This is a genomic window from Nonomuraea sp. NPDC002799 (genome assembly GCF_053592075.1).
The window spans coordinates 49967-70554 of sequence record NZ_JBSFVA010000037.1 but is presented as its reverse complement, the minus strand read 5'-3'; the positions used below and the strand labels follow the sequence as shown (position 1 = coordinate 70554).

Annotated in this window: 20 protein-coding genes; 7 read left to right on the top strand and 13 right to left on the bottom strand. The window is 73.6% G+C overall.

From position 1 onward, the window contains the following. Positions 1-42 precede the first annotated feature (42 nt). Positions 43-1635 carry an MDR family MFS transporter gene (locus ACWD0F_RS42230; protein ID WP_449887208.1) on the top strand — a complete coding sequence of 531 codons (1593 nt, stop codon included), beginning with the start codon at positions 43-45 and terminating at the stop codon, positions 1633-1635. A 38-nt stretch (positions 1636-1673) separates the two neighbouring features. Beyond that, the gene (locus ACWD0F_RS42225; protein WP_449887207.1) at positions 1674-2603 is read left to right on the top strand and encodes a GNAT family N-acetyltransferase; all 930 of its coding nucleotides are present in this window, start codon (positions 1674-1676) and stop codon (positions 2601-2603) included. 41 nt (positions 2604-2644) lie between these two features. Here ACWD0F_RS42225 and ACWD0F_RS42220 read toward each other — a convergent pair whose 3' ends face one another. The 5 genes from ACWD0F_RS42220 to ACWD0F_RS42200 all read right to left on the bottom strand — a co-directional run bounded on the left by ACWD0F_RS42220 (position 2645) and on the right by ACWD0F_RS42200 (position 7784). Beyond that, entirely contained in the window at positions 2645-3922 is a 1278-nt protein-coding gene (locus ACWD0F_RS42220) for an AAA family ATPase (protein ID WP_449887206.1), read from the bottom strand. Continuing rightward, positions 3919-5346: a hypothetical protein gene (locus ACWD0F_RS42215; protein WP_449887204.1), complete on the bottom strand. Its 1428-nt coding sequence runs from the start codon at positions 5344-5346 to the stop codon at positions 3919-3921. The genes ACWD0F_RS42220 and ACWD0F_RS42215 overlap by 4 nt, the downstream gene beginning before the upstream one ends. A 1-nt stretch (position 5347) precedes the next feature. Then, positions 5348-6499 carry a hypothetical protein gene (locus ACWD0F_RS42210; protein WP_449887203.1) on the bottom strand — a complete coding sequence of 384 codons (1152 nt, stop codon included), beginning with the start codon at positions 6497-6499 and terminating at the stop codon, positions 5348-5350. Next, positions 6496-7269: a hypothetical protein gene (locus ACWD0F_RS42205; RefSeq protein ID WP_449887201.1), complete on the bottom strand. Its 774-nt coding sequence runs from the start codon at positions 7267-7269 to the stop codon at positions 6496-6498. The genes ACWD0F_RS42210 and ACWD0F_RS42205 overlap by 4 nt, the downstream gene beginning before the upstream one ends. A 101-nt stretch (positions 7270-7370) precedes the next feature. After that, entirely contained in the window at positions 7371-7784 is a 414-nt protein-coding gene (locus tag ACWD0F_RS42200) for a CoA-binding protein (protein WP_449887200.1), read from the bottom strand. Between the two features lie 353 nt (positions 7785-8137). Between ACWD0F_RS42200 and ACWD0F_RS42195 the strand changes: the two genes are divergently transcribed. Beyond that, positions 8138-8491, top strand: a complete 354-nt coding sequence (locus ACWD0F_RS42195) for a peptidase inhibitor family I36 protein (protein WP_449887198.1) — start codon at positions 8138-8140, stop codon at positions 8489-8491. Positions 8492-8510: 19 nt separating this feature from the next. Here the strand turns inward: ACWD0F_RS42195 and ACWD0F_RS42190 are convergent, their stop codons facing one another. Next, a complete protein-coding gene (locus tag ACWD0F_RS42190; RefSeq protein ID WP_449887196.1) occupies positions 8511-10007 on the bottom strand; it encodes a hypothetical protein in 1497 nt (498 codons plus the stop codon). A gap of 144 nt (positions 10008-10151) precedes the next feature. Between ACWD0F_RS42190 and ACWD0F_RS42185 the strand changes: the two genes are divergently transcribed. Continuing rightward, positions 10152-11516 (top strand): hypothetical protein, encoded by a 1365-nt coding sequence (locus ACWD0F_RS42185; RefSeq protein WP_449887194.1) that lies wholly within the window; start codon positions 10152-10154, stop codon positions 11514-11516. A 65-nt stretch (positions 11517-11581) separates the two neighbouring features. On the opposite strand, the gene ACWD0F_RS42180 is transcribed toward ACWD0F_RS42185, so the two are convergent. Next, entirely contained in the window at positions 11582-12211 is a 630-nt protein-coding gene (locus ACWD0F_RS42180; protein WP_449887192.1) for a LysE family translocator, read from the bottom strand. 204 nt (positions 12212-12415) lie between these two features. Here ACWD0F_RS42180 and ACWD0F_RS42175 point away from each other — a divergent pair, with 204 nt between their 5' ends. Continuing rightward, a complete protein-coding gene (locus tag ACWD0F_RS42175) occupies positions 12416-13600 on the top strand; it encodes a cytochrome P450 (protein ID WP_449887191.1) in 1185 nt (394 codons plus the stop codon). A 102-nt stretch (positions 13601-13702) separates the two neighbouring features. Here ACWD0F_RS42175 and ACWD0F_RS42170 read toward each other — a convergent pair whose 3' ends face one another. From ACWD0F_RS42170 to ACWD0F_RS42160, 3 genes are all read right to left on the bottom strand, one after another. Next, positions 13703-13903: a ferredoxin gene (locus ACWD0F_RS42170; protein ID WP_449887190.1), complete on the bottom strand. Its 201-nt coding sequence runs from the start codon at positions 13901-13903 to the stop codon at positions 13703-13705. A 39-nt stretch (positions 13904-13942) separates the two neighbouring features. Further along, entirely contained in the window at positions 13943-15154 is a 1212-nt protein-coding gene (locus tag ACWD0F_RS42165; RefSeq protein WP_449887189.1) for a cytochrome P450, read from the bottom strand. Between the two features lie 68 nt (positions 15155-15222). Further along, complete coding sequence (locus ACWD0F_RS42160) at positions 15223-16416, bottom strand: NAD(P)/FAD-dependent oxidoreductase (RefSeq protein WP_449887188.1); 1194 nt, start codon at positions 16414-16416, stop codon at positions 15223-15225. Between the two features lie 142 nt (positions 16417-16558). Here ACWD0F_RS42160 and ACWD0F_RS42155 point away from each other — a divergent pair, with 142 nt between their 5' ends. Both ACWD0F_RS42155 and ACWD0F_RS42150 read left to right on the top strand, forming a co-directional pair. Next, positions 16559-17194 (top strand): TetR/AcrR family transcriptional regulator, encoded by a 636-nt coding sequence (locus ACWD0F_RS42155; protein ID WP_449887186.1) that lies wholly within the window; start codon positions 16559-16561, stop codon positions 17192-17194. A 239-nt stretch (positions 17195-17433) separates the two neighbouring features. Next, positions 17434-18156: a YoaK family protein gene (locus ACWD0F_RS42150; RefSeq protein ID WP_449887184.1), complete on the top strand. Its 723-nt coding sequence runs from the start codon at positions 17434-17436 to the stop codon at positions 18154-18156. A 15-nt stretch (positions 18157-18171) separates the two neighbouring features. On the opposite strand, the gene ACWD0F_RS42145 is transcribed toward ACWD0F_RS42150, so the two are convergent. The 3 genes from ACWD0F_RS42145 to ACWD0F_RS42135 form a co-directional block, all read right to left on the bottom strand. Further along, a complete protein-coding gene (locus tag ACWD0F_RS42145) occupies positions 18172-18858 on the bottom strand; it encodes a TetR/AcrR family transcriptional regulator (RefSeq protein ID WP_449887183.1) in 687 nt (228 codons plus the stop codon). Next, positions 18843-20048 carry a cytochrome P450 gene (locus ACWD0F_RS42140; RefSeq protein WP_449887181.1) on the bottom strand — a complete coding sequence of 402 codons (1206 nt, stop codon included), beginning with the start codon at positions 20046-20048 and terminating at the stop codon, positions 18843-18845. The genes ACWD0F_RS42145 and ACWD0F_RS42140 overlap by 16 nt, the downstream gene beginning before the upstream one ends. Positions 20049-20153: 105 nt before the next feature. Next, positions 20154-20570, bottom strand: a complete 417-nt coding sequence (locus ACWD0F_RS42135; protein ID WP_449887179.1) for a GNAT family N-acetyltransferase — start codon at positions 20568-20570, stop codon at positions 20154-20156. Between the last annotated feature and the right edge of the window lie 18 nt (positions 20571-20588).

Sequence of the window (20588 nt, the reverse complement as noted above, 5' to 3'; positions counted from 1 at the left end):
CCGGGCGGCAAGTAAGCACGATCCAGAGCGTGGGGGTGCGCAGTGGCGGAGTTGGCGACGGCGGCGGGGGGACGGCGCCGCGAGGTCATGGTCGTCCTGCCGGGACTGATGCTGGCGATGGTCCTGGCGATGCTGGACAACATGGTCGTGGGCACGGCGATGCCGCGCATCGTGGGCGAGCTCGGCGGCCTGGCGCACTTCTCCTGGGTCGTCACGGCGTACGTGCTGGGCACGACCGTCTCGACCCCGATCTGGGGCAAGATCGGCGACCTCTACGGCCGTAAGAGCATCTTCCTCATCTCCATCGTCATCTTCATGATCGGCTCCGCGCTCTGCGGCATGGCCGGCTCGTCGTTCTTCGGCGGCGTCGACGGCGGCATGACCGAGCTCATCGTCTTCAGGGCCGTGCAGGGCCTGGGCGCGGGCGGCCTGATCGTGAACGTCATGGCCATTATCGGCGACCTGGTGCCGCCCCGCGAACGCGGGCAGTACCAGGGCATCATGGCCGCCGTCATGTCGCTGGCGATGATCGCGGGCCCGCTGGTCGGCGGCTTCATCACCGACCACCTCGACTGGCGCTGGGCCTTCTACGTGAACCTGCCGGTCGGCGCGGTCGCCCTGGTGCTGATCGTGGCCCGGCTGAACCTGCCCAAACTACGCAACCGGGTGCGCATCGACTGGCTGGGCGCCGTCCTGCTGTCGGCCGGCATCACCGCCCTGGTGCTCATCACGACCTGGGGCGGCGCACAGTACGCGTGGGGCTCCTGGCAGATCCTCGCCCTGGCGGCGGCCGCCGTGGTGACGCTGGCGGCGTTCGTCCTGGCCGAGCGCCGGGCCGCCGAGCCGATCATGCCGTTGCAGCTCTTCCGCGACCGCAACTTCACCCTGATCTCGCTCATCGGCTTCCTGCTGGGCTTCGCGATGTTCGGCGTGATCAACTTCCTGCCGATGTTCCAGCAGCTGGTGCAGGGCGCCACGGCCACCAACTCCGGCCTGCTGTTGCTGCCGATGATGGGGGCCGCCATGGTGGTCTCGCTGGTCGTGGGCCGGGCCATCACCAGCACGGGCAAGTACAAGATCTATCCGGTGCTCGGCGGCGCCGGCATGGTGGCGGGCATGTGGCTGCTGTCCACCATGGACGTCACCACGCCCGCGTGGGTGACCGGCGTGCACATCGCGGTGCTCGGCCTCGGCATGGGCTTCCTCATGCAGACCACGCTGCTCATCGCGCAGAACAGCGTCGAGCAGCGCGACCTCGGCGTGGCCAGCAGCACCTCCACGTTCTTCCGCTCGATCGGCGGCTCGTTCGGGGTGTCGCTGTTCGGCGCCATCTTCAACGACCGTTTCCTGTCGGAGCTGACCGGCAGGTTCGGTCCCGAGGAGGCGGAGCGGCTCGCCAGGGGCGGCATGCGGATCGACCCCGCGGCGCTCGCCCGGATGGCGCAGGGGCGGCGCACCGGGCTGCTGGAGTCGCTGGCGACCTCGATCACCGGCGTGTTCTGGTGGGCGATCGTGTTCGCCGTCGCCGTGCCGGTGCTGGCGGCCTTCATCAAGGAGATCCCGCTGCGCGGCGGGAACCCGTTGGACGCCTCCGGTGAGCAGGCCCCCGCCCCGGACAGCCACGCGGGAAAATAGGAGGCGCCCGGCCGGGGTTTTTGAGGACAATTTCGCACATGCATCGGTTCAGCCGGCCGCGGGCGGAAGACGCCCAGGTCATTCACGAGCTCGTCGCGGCCTACGACACCACGGTGATCGGGGTGCCCGACATGACGCTAGCCGACATCGCCGACGAGCTGGCCGAGCCCGGCTTCGACCATGACAGGGACGGCTGGCTGGCGTACGACGCCGAAGGCGCGCCGGCCGGCTGGGCCTGGGCGTTTGCGAACGGCGACAGCGACCTGGTCGACGTCGAGGTGATCGTCCGCCCCGGCGTCGAGGGCCTGGCGGCGGAGTTGTGGCAGCGCGTGCTCGGCCGGGCCCGCGAGCTGGCCGCCGAGCGCGGCCACGACGGCGCCACCGCGCACGTCGGTGTCTACCGCGCCGACCACGGCAAGCAGCGCGCGGTCAAGGAGCTCGGCTTCGAGCCCGGCACCAGCTATCACCGCATGCGCATCGACCATGACGGCCCGCTCGGCCCGCCCGCCCCGCCGGCCGGCCTCACGCTGCACACCGGCGAGAGCGACGACGTGCGCCGCGAGGCGCACCGGGTGCACCAGGAGGGGTTCGCCGAGCACTTCGGCTTCGTCCCGGCGGGCTACGACCTGTGGTACGAACGCAGGCAGGCGATGACCGCCACCGACTGGAGCCAGTGCACGCTGGCCAGGATCGACGGCCGGCCGGCGGCGCTGCTGATCGGCACCGACCAGTTCGTGCCCGACGAGGAGTGCGGCTACGTGGCCACACTGGCCGTGCTGCGGGAGTTCCGCGGCAGGGGGCTCGGCCGGTTCCTGCTGCGCCACGCCTTCGCCGCCGACGCGGCCCGCGGGCGCAAGGGCACGATCCTGCACGTCGACTCCAACAACACGACACCGGCGCTGGGACTGTACGAGTCGGCGGGGATGCGCCTGGTGCTGGCCATCGACGTCTGGCGCCGCCGCCTCTGACCCGGGGAACGGCCCGCTGAACGACCCGGGGGAGACGGCCGCTAAACGCGGTGCCGGGACAGGTGGTCCAGGACCGACTGGTTGGCCTCCCACCCGTCGGGGAACTTCACCGGCACCCCGAGCTGCACCGGGTCCGCCGACGGGTGCGCGTCGAGCAGCTCGGCGATCCCCGCCCTGGCCACCACCACGCACGCGTGCCGGTGCCGGGAGGCCAGCACGCACAACCGCCCCGACTCCAGGTGGAACGCCGTGGCGTCGCGGCGGCCCGACAACGGGTGGAGGACGATCGTCACGTCGTACTCCCGGCCCTGCAGCCGGTTGGCCGTGTCCACGGTGACGTCCGGCGGCAGTCCCGCGGCCCGGATGGCGGCCACCTGGTCGCGATGCGCCGCCCCGACCGCGATCCGCTCGGCCGTCACCGGCCGCTCGCCCTGCTCGGAGCCGGCCACCGCGCCCCGCTGCAGCAGCCGCCGCGCCAGCGCGGCCACCGCCTCGACGGCCTCGCCGTCGGTGCGCACGGTGTGCCGGTTCGGCAGCTCCAGCAGCGCCCATCCCGACCGCGCGGCCTCCTCCAGCGCCCGGTCGTGCACCGTGCCCATGCCGCCCGTCACCAGCTCCAGCCGCCGGTCACCGTCGCCGGTGCCCGACCGGAACCCGGTGAAGGGGTAGAAGGCCCGCGACACCACGGGGGCGGCCGAGGCCGGCAGCCGCCACGACACCGGCAGCCGGTGCACGGGCAGGTCCGGGTTGTGCCGCAGCAGCACCGACACCGCGCTCTGCAGCGGGTCCCAGGACAGCCCCGACCAGCGGTCGCCGTCGACGATCGAGAACGGGTCGAGCTGCCCGGGATCGCCGACGAACAGCGCCCGCTCGAACAATCCGGCGATCCGCAGCAGCTTGTCCGAGCGCATCTGGTACGCCTCGTCCACGATCGCCCACGGCCACACCCGGCCGCTGATCCAGGCCCACTTGTCCGCGGTCGCGATCACGATGTCGGGATCGCCGAGATCCTGGATCCGGGTGCCGACCCGCACGCCCGGCAGCTCCAGCATGCGCAGCGGCGGCACGTAACCGCCCGCCGACAGCCGGCCCACCGTCAGACGCGGATGCCGGTCGGAGATCCGGCCCACCAGGTCGTCGACCTGCTCGTTGGTCTGGGCCACGATCATCAGCGGCTCGCCGGTCGCCGCGATGTGCGCCGCGGCGCGCACGACCAGGGTGGACTTGCCCGCACCCGGCGGCGAGTCGACCACCACGCCGCGGTGCCGGGGCAGGTCCGCCAGCACGTTCGCGATGACCTGCTCCGGGCTGTCGGTCACGACCACTCCTCCTGGGCGTCCTCGTCGTCGGGCACGTAGTCCTGCGGCGGCCCGCCGTGCGTCCACGGCGTGGCCTCGGAGTCGGGCAGGCTCGGTGAGCCCTGGAAGTCGTCGGTCAGCGAGCTGTAGCAGACCCGCTCGCCGACCTCGGGCACCGCGCCCGGCGCCGCCGTCTTGCCCCGCCCCATGCCCTTGGTGATCTTCAGGGTGACGAGTCCTCCGTCCGCCGACACCAGCTCCGCCCCCTGGGCGCGGCGCTGCGGGGTGCCGAGGGAGGTGCCGGGCGGCAGGCGTACCGGATCGTCGGTTTTGATCACCACGAGCGGGCGGAGCTTGCGCGAGCGGCCCTCGCCCTCGACGTTGTCGGGCACGACCTCGATCACCTCGCCCGCGAACGCCTCCCCGGTGAGCCGGTATTCGGCCATGACGAGGGGGTCGTCGTAGGCGCGCTGCACGTCGTAGGCGGCCTGGGCGCGCTCCATGCGCGACAGCTTGGCGGCGGCGGAGACGGCGCCGTCCCGCCTGGCCTGCGGCGGCGCGCCCTCGGCGACGTGCGCCGCCATACCGCTGAACGAGCCGCGGTCCTGCTCCCACCGCTGCGCCACGCTGGCGCCCGCCGTCAGCCCGGCGAGCAGGTCGACGGCCTGCCACATGAGCCGCCAGGTGGGCTCCACCTGGGTGCGCAGCGCCTCGGTGATGCGCTCGGGCGAGCCGTTCTCGATGGCCGGCGCCAGCACCTCCCCGTCGAACCCCGGGTCGGTCGCGGGCCCGGCGGGCGGCCAGATCAGCGGATCCTCGGCCGCCTCGCCCGGCCCCTCGGTGATCCAGCCGACCAGGGCGGCCAGGTTGGCGTCCTCCAGCCCGCTCTGCCCGCTGGCCCAGTGGCGGCCCAGCTCCTCGGTCATGGCGACCATCAGCGACGAGCCGGGGTAGGCGGCCCGCTCCCCGAAGTAGGTCAGCCACCGCCCCAGCAGCGGCACCCGCTCGGGCACCGGATAGGGGCCGTCGGCCCGGCGGAAGCGGGTCGAGCGGCCCAGCAGCCTGGTGAAGGCCACGCCGGCCTGGTTGGGCACGAGAAGTTGCGGCGCGTCGACCGTCCGCTCGTAGGGGTCGGCGTTGCGCCGCTCCACCGTCTCGGTGCCGGCCAGGAAGCTCTCGACGTACGGCAGCAGCACCCCGGCCAGCTCGGCGGCCCAGGCGAAACGCAGGTCGCGGTTACGCGGCTGGGTCACCACCAGCAGGCGCGGCCGTTCGCGGTCGGTGCCGAGCATGGCGGCCAGCGGCGCGGCGGCCTCGCCGGACAGCTTGAGCGGGATGAACACCATCGGCCGCGCCGACAGGTGCACGTGCCTGACGGTCGCGACCGGTTGCGCGATGCCCTCGTCGAGGGCCCGCAGCCGGGCGAGCGAGGTCAGCAGGCTCACCTCACGAACCTCCGGCGGGCGCGAGGTCGAGGCACTCCCGGCGCAGGCGTTCGGCGCCCTGGAGCAGGCGGGCGATCTCCTCCTGCCCCGGCGCGGGGTCGCGGGTGCCGTCGGCCAGGCCCAGCGCCTCGGCCACCGAGGCGACGCCGCCGAGCTCGTCGCGCACCTGGCGGCCGAGCAGGTCGGACGCGCCCTCCTGGCGGGCCTCGTCCCGGCAGAAGAAGCACAGGTCGCAGGCCGACAGGCAGTCGGGGGCGTAGCGGGCCGTGGCGCCGCGCAGCGCGTCGGCCAGCTCGGCGGCCGGCCGGGTGGGGCGCCCGTCCTTGTCCGGCCGCAGGTCGAACGTCAGCCCGTCGGGCAGGCCGTCGAGCAGCCGGTCGAGCGAGGTCATCCGGGCGAGCTGGCGCCGCAGCACGGCGAGCTGCTTGCGGACGTCGACCAGGGTCGCGACCGGGCGGTTGGCGAAGTTCTCCGGGCAGACCAGGATCACGTCGTGGGAGACCTGCCGGGGGTCGTGCCCGAGCTCCTCCAGCAGGGTGCCCAGCGCCAGCACGTAGACCGCCGCCTGCCGCGCCGCCGCCGCCACCGCCGCGGGGTCGGCCTGGCCGTCGACGACCGCGAACGACTTGATCTCCACGATGTGGAAGCGGCCGCCGAGCTGGAAGGCCACCACGTCGGGCTCCAGGAAGGCGGTGTGCCCGGCGATCTCCAGGGTGAGCAGCGGATGGTCGTACAGGGTGCCGGCGTCCTGGCCGTCGCCCGCCGCGCGGTCGATCAGCGCCCTGGTGTGGGCGTGGCGCAGGTGGGCTCCGACGTTCTCCACGTCGTGGTAGGAGACCTCGGCGACCGGCAGGCCGAGCAGCTCGCGCAACATCCGCAGCAGCTCCGCGCAGCCGTCGGCCTTGACCAGCGACTCGAACACGTTGCCGCGCGTGATCGCGAACGGCGACTGCCCGAACGGCGCGGGAAAGCCCAGATGCCGGGCCGCCGCGTCCTTGTCGACCCCGGCGCCGTCCAGCAGGGCCCGGCGGGTGCAGCCCGGGTTCGCGGCCAGCGCCGCGATGGCGCGGGCGTCGTGCGGGTGCGGCGGCGTCGTGCCGCGCAGGGCGTCGAGCCGGTGCACGGGATCGCCTTCGCGCTTCAAGCCGCTCACTTGGCCCCCTCTTTCTTGATCGTGCTCAGCGTAGCGGCGCCGAACAGCCGGGCGACGTCACCGAGCTGCGCCGCCGCGCGTCCTGCCAGCTCGGCGCGGTCCCGCGTGTCGCGCTCGGCGTGCACGCGCAACTCCGCGCGGGCCGCCTCGATCACCCGCGCGCGGTCCGGCGGGCCGATGGCGGCGGCGTCGGCGGCGCCGGGGATGTTCCTGGCCATGCGCACCAATAACCGGCCGCCCCGCTCGCCCGCGCCCTCCTGGGAGGCGATCGCGATGGCGCAGGTCAGGAAGTCGACCCGGGGGCTGAGCGGGCCGACCACGCGCCGCTCCAGCGGCCACGTGCTGAGCGTCAGCAGGCCGCGGGCGGGGGAGAGGCGGTCGGTCAGGGCCGCGCACAGGTAGTAGGGGCGTCCGTGCGGCGTGGAACGGAACGAGCGCTCCTCGTCCCTGCGCAGGCTGGTGAGCCGGCTGCTGCGGATCGTGCCGCCGAAGAAGGCGTCGCTGACGGCCACGATCAGCCTCGGCTGCGCCGCCGCGCCCAGCACCCGCAGCCCCTGGTGCACCTGCTCGCGGACGGTGACCAGACGGGGCGGCTCCGGCTCGGCCCGCGGCTGCTCGCCGGTGACCAGCGCGTCCCAGGCGCGCTCGGCGGTGCGCAGCTCGGCGCGGAGCACGCGGGCGGTGCCGCCGTCCTTGTCCCGCATCGCCTTGCGCACGCCCGCGCGCAGCCCGTCGATCCGGCGCTCCAGATCGTCCAGCCCGTCACTCATGGCGCGAGCGTACCAACAGTCCCAGTATTTTCCAGTATTTTCGGGACTTCGACACGATCGCGTGATCTACAGCGTAAAGGCGGCGGCCTGGGGCGGCCCGCCTACCGGCGCAGCGCCCATTCGACGCCGGGACACCGGTCCATGACGACGTCGAGCCCGGCGTCGAGGGCGCGCCCTGCGGCGGCCTCGACGATCACGCCGAGCGGCAGCCAGATCGCGCCGGCGCCCGCCGCGATCGCCTCGTCCACCGCCCGCGCCGCGAACTCCGAGCGCCGGTACACCGCCACGACGTCCACCTGGACGGGAACGTCGGCCAGCCGGGCGTATCCCGGCTCGCCCAGCACGGTCTCGGCATCCGGATGGACCGGGATGATCCGCTTGTCCCTCGACTGGAGCAGGCGGGCCTGGTCGTAGGCCGTGCGCTCCGGGTTGTCGCTCAGGCCCACGAAGGCCCACGTCCGTGACCGGTGGAGCAGGCGCTTGATGACGTCCGCGTCGGCGTAACGATGATCCATGCTCTGAGCAACGCGGCGGCCCCGCCGGAACTTCCTGGAGCGGGCGGGCGAGGGGGCCGGTGAGCCGTCGTCCCTCGCCGCTCACCGGCCCGGGCGCCGCTGCCCGCACACGGGCGATGGGCAGGAGCGCGTGATCAACGTAGGCGGTGCGACGTTGCATCCAGGTTGCCCCCTTTTGTTCACCATTGGGGCCCGTACGCCCTCCAGCCCTCGGCGCGCTATGACCCCGCCGTCACTCCTTCCCGACTCCGGGTCGCCGATCATGTGACCCCATGACGGATGCGTAACGTGTGCGTCCTGCTACATGCTGTGACGGGGCCGGAGGAAGGTCCCCCGATATGAGGAGGACGGCAATGAAGACGACGACACGGACGGCCATGGCCGCGGGCAGCGTCGCACTCGTCATGCTGACCGGCGTCACCCCGGCCGCGGCCGCCGGCCGCGCGGCCGGGGACATCTGCCTGTGGAGCGGATCGAACTTCACCGGCGGGTCGTGGTGCTGGAACCCGGGCAACGGCTACGTGGACGTCCCGCCGGCGCTGCACGACAACGTGGGCTCGTTCAGGGCCCAGGCCGACGGCTGCTTCATCAACTGGATCCACGTCCCCGACCGGAAGGAGACGCGGGTGGTCCGCAACGGCGACTACCGCAACGTCTACAAGAACGACTTCGGCGGCAAGATCGACGCGGTGGCGCCCACCTGCTGACGTGAGCGGGCTCCCGGGCTCACCCGCCCGGCCCGTCGCAGGGCTGGAAGAGCTCCCTGACGGCTGCGATCACCCGCCGCGTGTACGCGGACGCGGCGCCCGGCCCGTCGAACGCGTGCGTGCCGCCCTCGGCGACGCCTTCCACGGTGGCGATGTCGGCGCCCGGATGGCAGACGACATCCGGTCCCGGCAGATTGGCCAGCAGGAACTCGCCGCGCTCGGCACGCGCGTCCGCCGGGTGCGCGCCCCGGCGAACCCACGAGAGGTGGCCGCCGGGGTCCAGGCGGTAGACGCCCGGGCCCTGGCCGGCCGCGACGCGCACCGGGCCGTCCTCGTGGCGCAGGCGCACCTTGACGTAGAAGGGGCCGCCGGGCTCGGTGGCGCGCAGGAGCGTGCGGTGGTTGTGCTCCTGCGAGTCGCCCAGCCAGGTCAGCGGGCCGTTCAGCATGACGGCCAGATGCGCCAGGACGAACGGCGGCATGCCGAGCGTCTGCTGGTTGACCGCCGCCACCTCGGTGCTCTCCCGGTGCCGCCACTTGATCGCGCACACGTAGACGCGCTCGCCCGGCGTGAGGATGGCGTCCAGGCCGAACAGGCCGGCGATGCCGTACCTGCGCCAGGCCCAGACCGCGATCCGCTCCGCGCACTCGATGAGCAGCGCGGCGGCCGGAGTCGGCCACGGCCGTGACCAGTCGGTGCCGGCCCGCCGCATCAGCCCGACGCCCAGCTCCGCCATCCCGGCCGCCGTGTGCGCCGGGCGGTCGGCGTACACGCGCACGCCGCCGTCGCCGTCCGGCACGCTGAGCACCGAGAGGGTGGACGGCCAGCCGCTCACGTAAGCCGCCACCCGGTACGGGCCGAGCAGCCGGACCGCCCGGGCCATGTCGTGCTCGCCGGCGACGATCACCGTGCCACGCCCGTCCGTCGTCCACCCCGCCTGCACCACGACCCGCTCGGTGCCGACCGCGCGCCGCAGCTCCGGCAGCTCCGGCAGCCGCTCGGCGTGCACGCACGGGATCCTGGCCACCGCGGGCACGCCGGCCGCGCGCAGCAGGTCGTCCAGGAGGTGCTTGGCCTCGATCGTGGCCCGCACGCCGCCGTCGATCGCCGCGATCACCGCGCCGGGGCCGGCCAGCTCGCGCAGCCTCGGGTTGGTGTGCCAGGTGAAGACGACCGGCGGCCGGTCCAGCTTGAGCAGGTGACGGGCGGCGTCATGCCGGATCAGGGACAACCAGCCGTGCCGCTCGGGGATCGAGCGCACGCGGGTACGGTCCTCGGCGGCCACGACCATGGCCGGCGTGGCCGGGTCCCACGCCGAGTAGCAGCCGAGGCTCAGGGCCGGGCGCAGGGCCTCGATCGCGTACGGGCCGGTGTAGCCGATGCGCAGCGCGGTGCTGAACCGGTCGAGACTGATCAGCGGGCGGCCCGCCAGCGCGGTCACCAGCTCCTGCTGGGCCGCCCGCGCGCGGGCGACGTCCATGGTGCCGCCGTCCCTGCTGTTGTGCGGCCTATCCATCAGGCGTCCTCTGCTCCATCGGGCCTCCTTCGCGAAGTCACGTCGGCGCCGTGACCTCCCCCGGTCACGGTTCGCACTATTGACGGTGCGCTGCGTGGGGCGCATCGTCGAGGCCACGGCGATGTGAAGCGATGTGAAGATGCGATGCCGCCCCGGCGCACCCACCCCGTCGTCAACCGGGCGCTCGCCACGCTGATCGAGCAGGCGGGCTGGACGCACGCCGCGACCGCGCAGCGGGTCAACGCCGTCGCCGCGGAGGGCGGGGAACGGTTGCACTACGACCGTTCGGCGATCGGGCACTGGCTGACCGGGACCACCCCGCGCCCGGAGGCCGTGCACGCCGCCGTGGAGGCGTTCCGCCGCGGGCTCGGCCGGCCGCACCTCGGCCCGGCCGATCTGGGGTGGCCCGAACCGGGCGGACCGGCCCCCGCCGACGACCCCTGGCGTGGCGATCCGGTGTCCCGGCTGGCCACGCTGGGGGAGGACGACATGCTGAACCGCCGTACGGTGCTCACCGCGGGCACGTTCACGCTGGCGGCCCTGTCCGGCCTGTCCGGCTTATCCGCGCACGCCGGCGCCCGGAGCGCCGGTCCCCGGCGCGCGGGCGCCGGCGAGGTCGAGCGGATCCGCGCCACCACCCGCGGCTTCGCCGACCTCGACGACCGCTTCGGCGGCGGCCACGCCCGCGCGGCCGTCGCCGCCTACCTGGCCAGGGAGGTGACGCCGCTGCTGCACGAGACGACCGGCCGCAGCCGCCCGGACCTGTTCGCCGCCGCCGCCGAGCTCAGCTACCTGGCCGCCTACATGGCGATGGACGCCGGAGCGAACGCGCTCGCCCAGCGCTACTACATCAGCAGCGTGCGCCTGGCCGACGAGGCGGGCGACGGGGTGCTGCGCGCGACGGCGTTACGCAGCATGGCCGTCCAGGCGGCCGAGCTGGGCCACGACGGCGAAGCGCTGGTCCTGGCCGAGGCCGCCGCCTCCGCGCTGGCCGGCCACGGCCCCCCGCGCACGCAGGCGTGGATCACCGGGATGCGTGCCGAGGCGCACGCCGCCGCCGGGACCCGCTGGGACGCGCTCAGCCTGCTCCACCGCACCGAGTCCCAGCTCGAACGGGCCGACTCCGCGCCCGAGTCCGACTGGACGGGCAACTACCGGCGCGAGTCCCTGGAGCACCAGATCGGATTGACCCTCACCCAGCTCGGCGACCATGCCACCGCCGCCCGCCACTTCACCGCCTCCATGAACGCGCGGCGGCCGGGGGAGCTGCGCACCCACGCGCTGATCGGCCTGCGGGCCGCGCACGCCTACCTGCGGGCGGGGGAGGTCGAGCGGGCCGCCGTCACCGTTCTGGAGCTGAGCGACGACGTCCGGCAGCTCTCCTCCGCGCGCGTCCGCGACGAGTTGCACCGGCTGCGCGCGGGCTGGCAGCCGTATCGCGGGAACGCGCTCGTCACCCGGGTCGACCGCCTCGTGGCGGAAACGGTCCGGCGGACGAGGATCTTCTGAGCCGCCGGCGGGGCCGGGCCCGCCGGTGAGCGTGCCGGTTCCGCCACCGGCCGCGCCGGGGCGGCTCAGGTGACCTCGTCGGCGGCCAGGAGGGCGGCCAGGCCGAGGAAGCACACCCCGGTGCCGAAGTCGACCCGGCGTCGCGTGCGAGAGCGCAGACCTGTCGCGCCGATGCGGCTGCCGATCCCCACGTAGCCGAGCCCGACCACGAGCTCGATCAGGAGATAGGCCGCGCCGAGCAGCGCGATCCGGGTGTCGAGGTCGCCCGCCGGCCCGCCGGTGAACTGCGGCAGCAGGGCGGCGAAGAGCAGCAGCGCCTTCGGGTTGCTGATCGCGACGGCGAACTCGTGCGTCACCACCGGCCACATGCCCTTGTCGCCGGTGGTGCCGGGAGCCGCCGCGGGGACCGGCTCGCGCCGGGCGCGGCGCAGGCTCGCGTACCCGAGCCAGGCGAGGTAGACGACGCCCACCCATTTGATCACCGTGAGCGCGGTGGCCGACGTCGCCAGCACCGCGCCGAGCCCGGCCACGACCAGCCCGATGAGGATGACGAAGGCGGCGAGCCGGCCGCCGATCCCGGCCAGCGCGTACGCCGTGCCGTGCCGGACCGCGTTGCTCAGGCCGAGGAGCTGGTTCGCCCCGGGGATCAGGGACACGAGCAGGGCGGCCGGCAGGAATCCAGCCCAGTTGACCATGTAGTCCTCACTTCGGCTCCACGTCCGTTGCGTAGATATTCACCCTATTGGGGGGATTTTGATGCTATGTCGGCTTTTATCGTCCTGGATGCGCAACCGGTGAGCGTCCGGCCCGCGACCTCAGGCCGGAAGACCCCTTGACCGTGACGTGATCTCAGGCTGAGCTGACCCTGCCCCCTGGACGAGGACGGGAGAAATTCCGGCGTGAACGACGACAGCGACGCTCGCAAGATCCAGCGCCCCGGCATCGAGGAGACCTGCCCGGTCAGCCGCACCGGCGACGGCACCTGGCAGGTCCGCGGTTACCCGCAGGCCCGCGCCCTGCTGCGCAGCGACGGCACCGTACAGGCCGGCCTCGGCATCGAGACGGTGGAGAAGATGCCCGCCCGCATCCGGCGGCCCGTCCTCTACCGCGACGGGCCCGAGCACCGCGAGCACCGCCGGCAGACCGCCCGCTACTTCACGCCCCGGCGCGTGGACGAGCAGTACCGCGGGCTGATGGCGGAGATCGCCGGCCAGCAGCTCGCCCGGCTGCGCGCGGCGGGCGAGGCGGACCTGCCGGAGCTGAGCTTCGGCATGGCGATCGGGGTGGCGGGCGCGGTCGTCGGCCTCACCTCCAGCAAGCCGGGAATCCGGCGCAGGCTGGAACGCTTCTTCCCGGAGAAGTTCGGCCGCCCGGGGCTGACCAGCGCGAGCGGGATCTACTGGCTGGTCCGCCAGAACGCCAACTGGCTGCGCTTCTACCTGGCCGACGTGCGCCCGGCCATCCGCGACCACCGCCGCGAGCCGCGCGACGACCTCATCTCGCACCTGCTCGGCGAGGGCCGCACGGCCGCCGAGATCCTCGGCGAGTGCCTGACCTTCGCCGCCGCCGGGATGGTCACCACGCGGGAGTTCATCTGCGTCGCGGCCTGGCACCTGTTCACCGACGAGGCGCTGCTGGAGCGCTACCGCGCGGGCGACGAGCCGGGGCGCCTGGCCCTGCTGCACGAGCTCCTGCGGCTCGAACCCATGGTCGCGCGGCTGCGGCGGCGCACCACGGCCGCGCTCGAACTCCCCGGCGCCGGCGGTCCCGTCACCGTTCCGGCGGGCGCGCTGGTCGAGGTGCTCGTCGAGGCGGCCAACACCGACGCGGGCGCGGTGGGCGCCCGGCCGCTGTCGGTCTGTCCCGGCCGCGTCATCGAGGGGGCCACGACGGGCGCGGCCCTGTCCTTCGGCGACGGCCCGCACCGCTGTCCAGGGGCGGGCATCGCGATCCTGGAGACGGACGTCTTCCTCAGCCGCCTGTTCGCGATCGAGGGCATCCGGATGGTGACGGAGCCGCGCGTCAGCCTGAACGACGAGATCGGCGGATACGAGATCCGCGGGTTGCGGGTCCGCGCCGGGTAGCGCGACGGACAGGGGTGGAGCGGGCGGCCGGGTGGCGCGACGGATCGGGGTGGAGCGGGCGGCCGGGTGGAGCGGGCGATGGCGTCCGCTCCACCCTGATGTTCAGCCTTGTTCGTGCACCACGATCGCGGCGGCGGGGCAGACGGCGGCGGCCTCACGGACCAGGGCGTGCTGGTCCTCGCCGGGCTCGGCCTCCAGCAGGACGACGATGCCGTCGTCCTCGTTCTGGTCGAACACCTCCGGCGCGATCAGCACGCACTGGCCGGCGCCGCAACATTTGACCTCGTCCACGATGACTTTCATGGGGTTCCTCTCTGTATCAGCAGGTGTGGTGGCGCGGGGTCACCAGCGGACGGGGACCGTGCGCAGGCCGCCGACCGCCAGTCCCTCCACCCGCTCCAGCTCCTCCACCGGCACGGCCAGCTCCAGGGACGGCAGCTTGCGCAGCAGCACCTCCAGCACGACCTGCAGCTCGGTGCGGGCCAGCGCCTGGCCCAGGCAGGAGTGGGCGCCCGCGCCGAAGGACAGGTGGGGGTTCGGGCTGCGGCTCAGGTCCATCTCGGCGGCCGCCTCGAAGGCGCCCTCGTCGCGGTTGGCCGCGGCCATGCTGCAGATCACCGTGGTGCCCCGGGGCAGGACGGTGCCGCTGACCTCGGTCTCCTCGCGCAGGTAGCGCGGCAGACCGAAGCCGGAGTTGGCGTCGAGCCGCAGCGTCTCCTCCACCGCCGTGCGGATCAGCGACGGGTCGGCCAGCAGCGCCTCCCACCGGGTGCGGTCGGCCAGCAGCATGGAGACCATCTTGCCGATCATGTTCGCGGTGGTCTCGTGCCCGGCGACCAGCAGCGCCATGCCGGTGACCAGGATCTGGATCTCCGACAGCCCGCCGTCCTCGGGGCCGCCGGCCGCGATCAGCGCGCTGAGCAGGTCCTCCCCGGGCGCGGCGCGCTTGGCGGCGACGTGCTCGGACATGTACTGGAAGAACGCGGCCTGGGCCGCCTCGATCTCGGCCTGGCTGTAGCGGGTCAGGTTGAGCAGGGTGTCGGACCAGTACGAGAACCGGTCCCGGTCCGCGGCCGGCACGCCGAGCATGTCGCAGATCACGTACACCGGCAGCGGGAAGCCCAGACCCGCCTTGAGGTCGCCCGGCGCGCCGCCCTCGACCAGGTCGTCGATGAGCTCCTCGGCGATGCGGGCCATCGAGGGCCGCAGCGCGGCCATGCGCTTGGCGGTGAACCACTTGCCGACCAGGCGCCGCCAGTGCTGGTGCTCCTCGCCGCCGTCGGGGATGATCGTCGCCATCTCGCTGTTGAACACCCCGCCGCCCTCGGCCGACAGCCGGGCCGCGTCCGGCGCGTTGAGCTGGCGGGTGAAACGCGGATCGGCGAGCACCTGCTTGACGTCGTCGTAGCGGGTCAGCAGCGTCGCCCCGTCACCGCTCGGCAGCTTCACGTGGGCCACCGGACACGTGCCGCGCAGCTCCGCCCATGCGGCGGGCGGCTCCAGAGGCGCGTCGCCGGGGATCGGGTAGCTCAGAACCTGCTCGTTGACACTCATTCGACATCTCCTTCGGAGGGATGGTTGGTCGTCCGCGTACCGGCGGCCGGTGCCTCCCGGCGCCGTCGTCAGGCGGGCGCGAGCGGCTGGGCGTCCCACCAGGTGCCGAGAGCCTGCTGCCGCAGGAGGCGGGCCTGTTTGGGCATGTTCCAGCCGAGCACGCCGGTGACCCGGCCGCCCTCGCGGTAGAGGGCGGCGAAGCGGTGCCGGCCCGGGTCGCCTTCGGCGATGCTCACCTCGGCCGCCGGCGACGGGAGGCCGTGGGCCTGGATCTTGACGTCGTACTGATCGGTCCAGAAATAGGGGATCGGCGTGTACGGGCGATCGGCGCCGAGGAGGTTGGCCGCCACCACCTGGGCCTGTTCGGTGGCGTTGGTGCGGCTCTCCAGGCGCAGCCGCCTGCCGAGCCCTTCGTGCTCCCAGGAGGCCACGTCCCCGACGGCGTAGACACCTTCGGCGGCGCGGCAGCGCGAGTCGCACTCCACCCCGTCGCCCACGGCGAGCCCGCTGCCGCGCAGCCACCCGGTCGCCGGACGGGAACCGATCGCCACCGCGACCGCGTCGGCGGGCAGGAGCTCGCCGCCGGCCAGCCGGACCCCGGTCACACGCCCGGCGGTGCCCGTCAGCCCTTCGACGGCGACGCCCAGCCGCAGCCGGACCCCGCGCTCGGTGTGCGTCCGGGCGAGCATCGTGCCGATCACGCCGCCGAGCTGGTCGCCCAGCAGGGTGTGCCCCATCCCGGCGAGGGTGACGTCCAGGCCCATGGTGCGGGCGGTGGCGGCGATCTCGGCGCCCAGCACCCCTTCGCCCACGACCACGAGCCGCTTGGCGGCGGTCAGGTGGGCGTGCAGGGTGAGCGCGTCGTCCAGGGTACGCAGCACGTGCACGCCCGCCAGCCCGTCCTGGCCGGGGAGCCGGATGGGGGTCAGGCCGGTGGCGATCACCACGGCGTCGCCGCGCAGCACGCGGCCGGAGGCGGTGGTGACGGCCCGCGCCGCCGCGTCCAGCGCGCCGACGGGCTCGCCCAGCACCAGGTCGGCGTGCAGGGCGTCCAGTTGGGCGTGGTCGCGGAGCCGGGCGCGGGACGGCTCCCAGTCGCCCGCCAGGACCTGCTTCGACAGCGGCGGCCGGTCGTAGGGGAGGTGGGGATCGGCGTCCAGGAGGGTGAGGCGGCCCTGGTGGCCGTGCCGCCGCAGGGCCTCCGCCGTGCTCAGGCCGGCGGCCGACGCGCCGACGATCAGAACGTGGCCGGGCGAGGTCACGAGGCGTCGCTCAGGCAGAGGGTGGTGACCCGGCCAAGACGTATCCGCATATGTCGTGATCCCTTCGGTCGTCCCGTCCCGTCGAGATTACCGTACACATGTAGGAAAACGTACAAGTGTAGTAAAAGGTAAGGTAGACGGTGTGGTGACGACCAGAGGCGGCATTCCATCGGGTGACAGGCGTGTGCGCCGCACCCGCGCGGCTCTGGCGCGCGCGCTGATCCAGCTCGTCGAGGAGCAGGATCTGTCCCGGATCAGCGTCGCCGACGTCGCCGAGAGCGCGGGGGTGAGCCGCTCGACCTTCTACGGCCATTTCCGCGACGTTCACGAGCTGGCCGAGGCGGCCTGCACCGCGATGGTCGACAACCTGATCGAGTCGTTGCCGGTGCCCGGCCCCGACTCGGTGGATCCGGTGCACGACGCGACCCGGTCGCTGGAGGCGTTCTTCGCCAGCCTCGCCCAGCACGCCGGGCTCTACCGCGCGTTGCTGGGGCCGCAGGGCAGCGCCCGCCTCGTCGACCACATCCGCCGCCGCACCGCCGCCGGCGTCTATGACCGCGTACGCCAGGCCGCCGTCGGTGGCGATCTGCCGGTACGCTCCGGCGCGCTGGAGGACATTCCGCACGACGTGCCCGCCGCCTTCACCGCAGGGGCGCTCGTCGGGGTGGCCACCGACTGGATCCAGCGCGGCTGCCCGCGGTCGCCGGCCGAGATGGCCGCCCTGGCCTGGCCGCTCTTCAACGCGCTCTACCGCGTCGACACCAGCACCCTCACCTGAGCCGAACCTCAGCGCCCTCTACTGTGTTGACGCCCTCACCTGGGCCGGGACTCCAGCGCGCTCCACCGCGTCGGCACCCTCACCCGAACCGGGACTCCGGCGCCGGACTCGCGGCTGGAAGTTCGATGCCGGACTCGCGCCTGGGATGCATCGTGCCGCCACCGGGGAGGACCAGGGGAGCCGCCGTCCGGCGGCGCTCCCGACGGGAGCCGCCCGCGACCTCGCCGAGGAGTGCGACCATGACGACCGGTCCGCGACCTCACCGCGTCAGGAGCGCGTTGCGGTGGGCCGCCGACGGACTGTTCTCCAGCGGTGCGAACCCGCACGGCGTCCTGCCGGCCCTGCTGATCGTGCTGGCCCTGGTGACCGGCCTCGTCGACGCCGTCAGCTACCTCGGCCTGAACCGCGTCTTCGTCGCCAACATGACCGGCAACATCGTCTTCCTCGGCTTCGCCCTGGCCGGTGACATCGAGCTGTCGAAATGGGCGCCGCCGCTGGCCCTCGCCTCGTTCGGGGCCGGCGCGTGGACCGCGGGCCGCGTCATCAGGCGGACGGGGCAGGCACGGCGGGCCTTCGCCGCCGCCACCGGCGTGCACCTGCTCCTCATGATGGCCGCCCTCGTCGTGGCCGCTGTCGGCGGGCACGTCGTGGCGGGGGCGCAGGTGGTGCTCATCGGGCTGCTCGGCTGCGGCATGGGCCTGCAGAACGCGTCCGTACGCGCGCTGGGCGTGCCCGACCTGACCACCAACGTTCTCACCACCACTCTCACCGGCCTGGCCGCCGACGCTCCCGGGCGGCCGGCCTTCCGCCGGGCCGCCTCCGTGGCCGCGATGTTCCTCGGCGCGCTGACCGGCGCCGCGCTGCACCTGACGATCGGCCCGGTGCCCGTGCTGGCGGTGGCGGCGGTCCTGCTCGCGAGCGTCGCCGTCCTGGCCCGCCGGCCCGCCAAGAGCACGGGCTGAGCCCAGCCCGGTGGGTCAGCCGTTCGCGTCCAGTGCCCCGACGAGCCCGCACAGGGCGGTGGTGAGGTCGGCGCCCAGCCGGCGCCAGGCGTCCGCGGCGGCCACGGCGCCGGGCTGCTCCCGGGCCAGCTCCGCCTCCAGTTCGGCGCTCATGTGCACGAGGAGCTGGCGGATCATGGCCTCGCGCCGGGCGCCGCGGCCCGGGTCGTGCTCGTCGTGATGGGCGTGGACGGCGTGGATGGCGTCGTACAGGCGGCGCAGCGACGGTGTGTTCAGGTGCGCCAGGACGGCGTACTCGCGCAGGGCGGGCTCGACGGCCACCTGCGCCAGGAACCGGCCGTACCAGGAGGGCGTGCCCAGGTCGACGTGATGCTCGATCTTGGGCTGGACGATGCAGCGGAGCTGCTCGCGCAGCGGCATCCGGCCCGGCTCGCCGAGCGGGCTCATCATCGCGAACCGGTGCCGTTCGACCGCCTCGGCGTGCTCGGCCAGGATGGCCTTGATGAGCTCGTCGCGGCCGGCGAAGTGATACTGCACGGCCGACTTGTTGCGCTGCCCGGCGGCCTCGCCGATCTGCCGCATGGACACCGCGGCGAAGCCCTGGGCGGCGTAGAGCCGTTCGGCGGTGCGCATGATCAGCGCCCTGACGGTCGCCGAACGCGCGCGCAGCACGCCGCCCTCCGCGCTCACCAGGTCACCCACACGTCCTCCAGGCCGCCGGACAGCAGTCCGGTGCGCAGCCGCAGGTCTCCGGCGTCGTCGCGCAGGCGCAGGGCAGGCAGCCGGCGGGTGAGCGTGCCGAGCACGATCTGCAGCTCCAGCCGGGCCAGCGGCTGGCCGAGGCAGTAGTGCGCGCCCGCGCCGAAGGCCAGGTGCTGGGCGGCGTTGTCCCGGCGCGGGTCGAAACGCTCGGGGTCGGCGAACTTGCGCGGATCCCGGTTGGCCGCCGGCCGGGCCGGGATGACCGTGCTGCCCGCCGCCACCACGACCCCGTCCAGGTCGACGTCCTCGGCGGCCACGCGGGGGAAGCCGATCACGCTGAGCGTGCTGTCCAGCCGCAGGACCTCCTCGACGGTGCCGGGGATCAGCTCCGGGTCGTCGATGACCGCCTGGTAGCGCTCGGGCTCGGCCAGCAACATCGCGGCCATGATGGCGATCATGTTGGAGGTGGTCTCGTGCCCGGCCAGCAGCAGCGCCCGTACGGTCGCGATCAGCTCCTCGTGGCTGAGCCGCCCGTCCTGGCTGTCGGAGATCTGGGTCAGCTCGCTGAGCAGGTCGTCGCCCGGATGGGCGCGCGCGGCGTCGACCAGGTCGGAGACGTAGGCGTTGAACTCGCGATAGGCCAGCTCCACCTCCTCCTGGGTGTGGCGGGTGAGCGTCAGCATGACCTGTGACCAGTGCGCGAACCGGTCCTGATCCGCGGCGGGCGCGCCGACGAGGGCGCAGATGACGCGTACCGGCAGGGGCAGGCCGAGCCGGGTGGACAGGTTGCCGGGGGAGCCCGACTTCAGCAGGTCGTCGACCAGCTCGTCGGCCATCTCCTGCACCCTCGTCCGCCAGGTCTCCATCTTGCGGATGGTGAAGGAGCGGCTGAGCAGCCGCCGCCAGCGCAGGTGGCCGTCGCCCTCGATGGTGTTCGTGTTGCCGCTGCGCGCGAACAGGCCGCCGTCCTGGGTGGTCGACACCCGCGCGGCGTTCTGCCCGCCGCGGCGGAACCGCGGATCGGTGAGCAGCGCGCGTACGTCGTCGTAGCGGGTCACGAGCTGGGCGGTGTCGCCGCTGGGCAGCCGTACGTGGGCCACGGGGCAGCGGGCCTGCAACTCCGCCCACTCCTGCGGCGGCTCCAGGGCCGTGGCCCGGTCGAAGGGATAGGCGGGCATGGACTCGGTCATGACGGCCCTCTTTCTTGACGGTACTCCGCACGCTAAGGCAGGCACCCAAGTAAGGCAAGTGCCTTAAACCGTGTGAAACCGTCGAGCTCGCTCGCGAGTCCGGCGTCAGGCCGGGGCCGGGTGGCGCACCATGAAGACGTCCACCTCGTCCTCGGTCTCCGTCGTGAACCCGTGCCGCTCGTACAACCGGCGGGCCGGGCTGCCCCGCAGCACGTTCAGCCGGACCGTGGCGGCCTCGCGATCGCACCGTTCCAGCAGCCCGCTCAGCACGGCGGCGCCGGTGCCCCGGCCCTGCAGCTCCGGGTCCAGGTAGAAGTGCTGCAGCCAGTAGGCGTCCTTCGCCGGCCGCAGCGCCACGCAGCCGGCGAAGGCGCCACCCACGTCGATCATCCAGGTGTGCGCCGGGGTGAACTCGTCCCGCAGGCGCTGCTTCACCCGCTGCGCGTCGTACCGTCCGAGCCGCGTGAGGTCCGGCCTCATCACCACGGCTCGCAACTCGGCCACCGCCTCAACGTCCGTCACCAACGCCGGCCGAAGCTC

Bases quoted from the DNA above. Each gene is read 5' to 3' on its own strand.
- ACWD0F_RS42170 (WP_449887190.1), bottom strand. From the start codon at position 13,903: ATGAAAGTCATCGTGGACGAGGTCAAATGTTGCGGCGCCGGCCAGTGC.
- ACWD0F_RS42150 (WP_449887184.1), top strand. From the start codon at position 17,434: ATGACGACCGGTCCGCGACCTCACCGCGTCAGGAGCGCGTTGCGGTGG.
- ACWD0F_RS42205 (WP_449887201.1), bottom strand. From the start codon at position 7,269: ATGAGTGACGGGCTGGACGATCTGGAGCGCCGGATCGACGGGCTGCGC.
- ACWD0F_RS42165 (WP_449887189.1), bottom strand. From the start codon at position 15,154: ATGAGTGTCAACGAGCAGGTTCTGAGCTACCCGATCCCCGGCGACGCG.
- ACWD0F_RS42140 (WP_449887181.1), bottom strand. From the start codon at position 20,048: ATGACCGAGTCCATGCCCGCCTATCCCTTCGACCGGGCCACGGCCCTG.
- ACWD0F_RS42225 (WP_449887207.1), top strand. From the start codon at position 1,674: ATGCATCGGTTCAGCCGGCCGCGGGCGGAAGACGCCCAGGTCATTCAC.
- ACWD0F_RS42185 (WP_449887194.1), top strand. From the start codon at position 10,152: ATGCCGCCCCGGCGCACCCACCCCGTCGTCAACCGGGCGCTCGCCACG.
- ACWD0F_RS42195 (WP_449887198.1), top strand. From the start codon at position 8,138: ATGAAGACGACGACACGGACGGCCATGGCCGCGGGCAGCGTCGCACTC.
- ACWD0F_RS42180 (WP_449887192.1), bottom strand. From the start codon at position 12,211: ATGGTCAACTGGGCTGGATTCCTGCCGGCCGCCCTGCTCGTGTCCCTG.
- ACWD0F_RS42200 (WP_449887200.1), bottom strand. From the start codon at position 7,784: ATGGATCATCGTTACGCCGACGCGGACGTCATCAAGCGCCTGCTCCAC.
- ACWD0F_RS42190 (WP_449887196.1), bottom strand. From the start codon at position 10,007: ATGGATAGGCCGCACAACAGCAGGGACGGCGGCACCATGGACGTCGCC.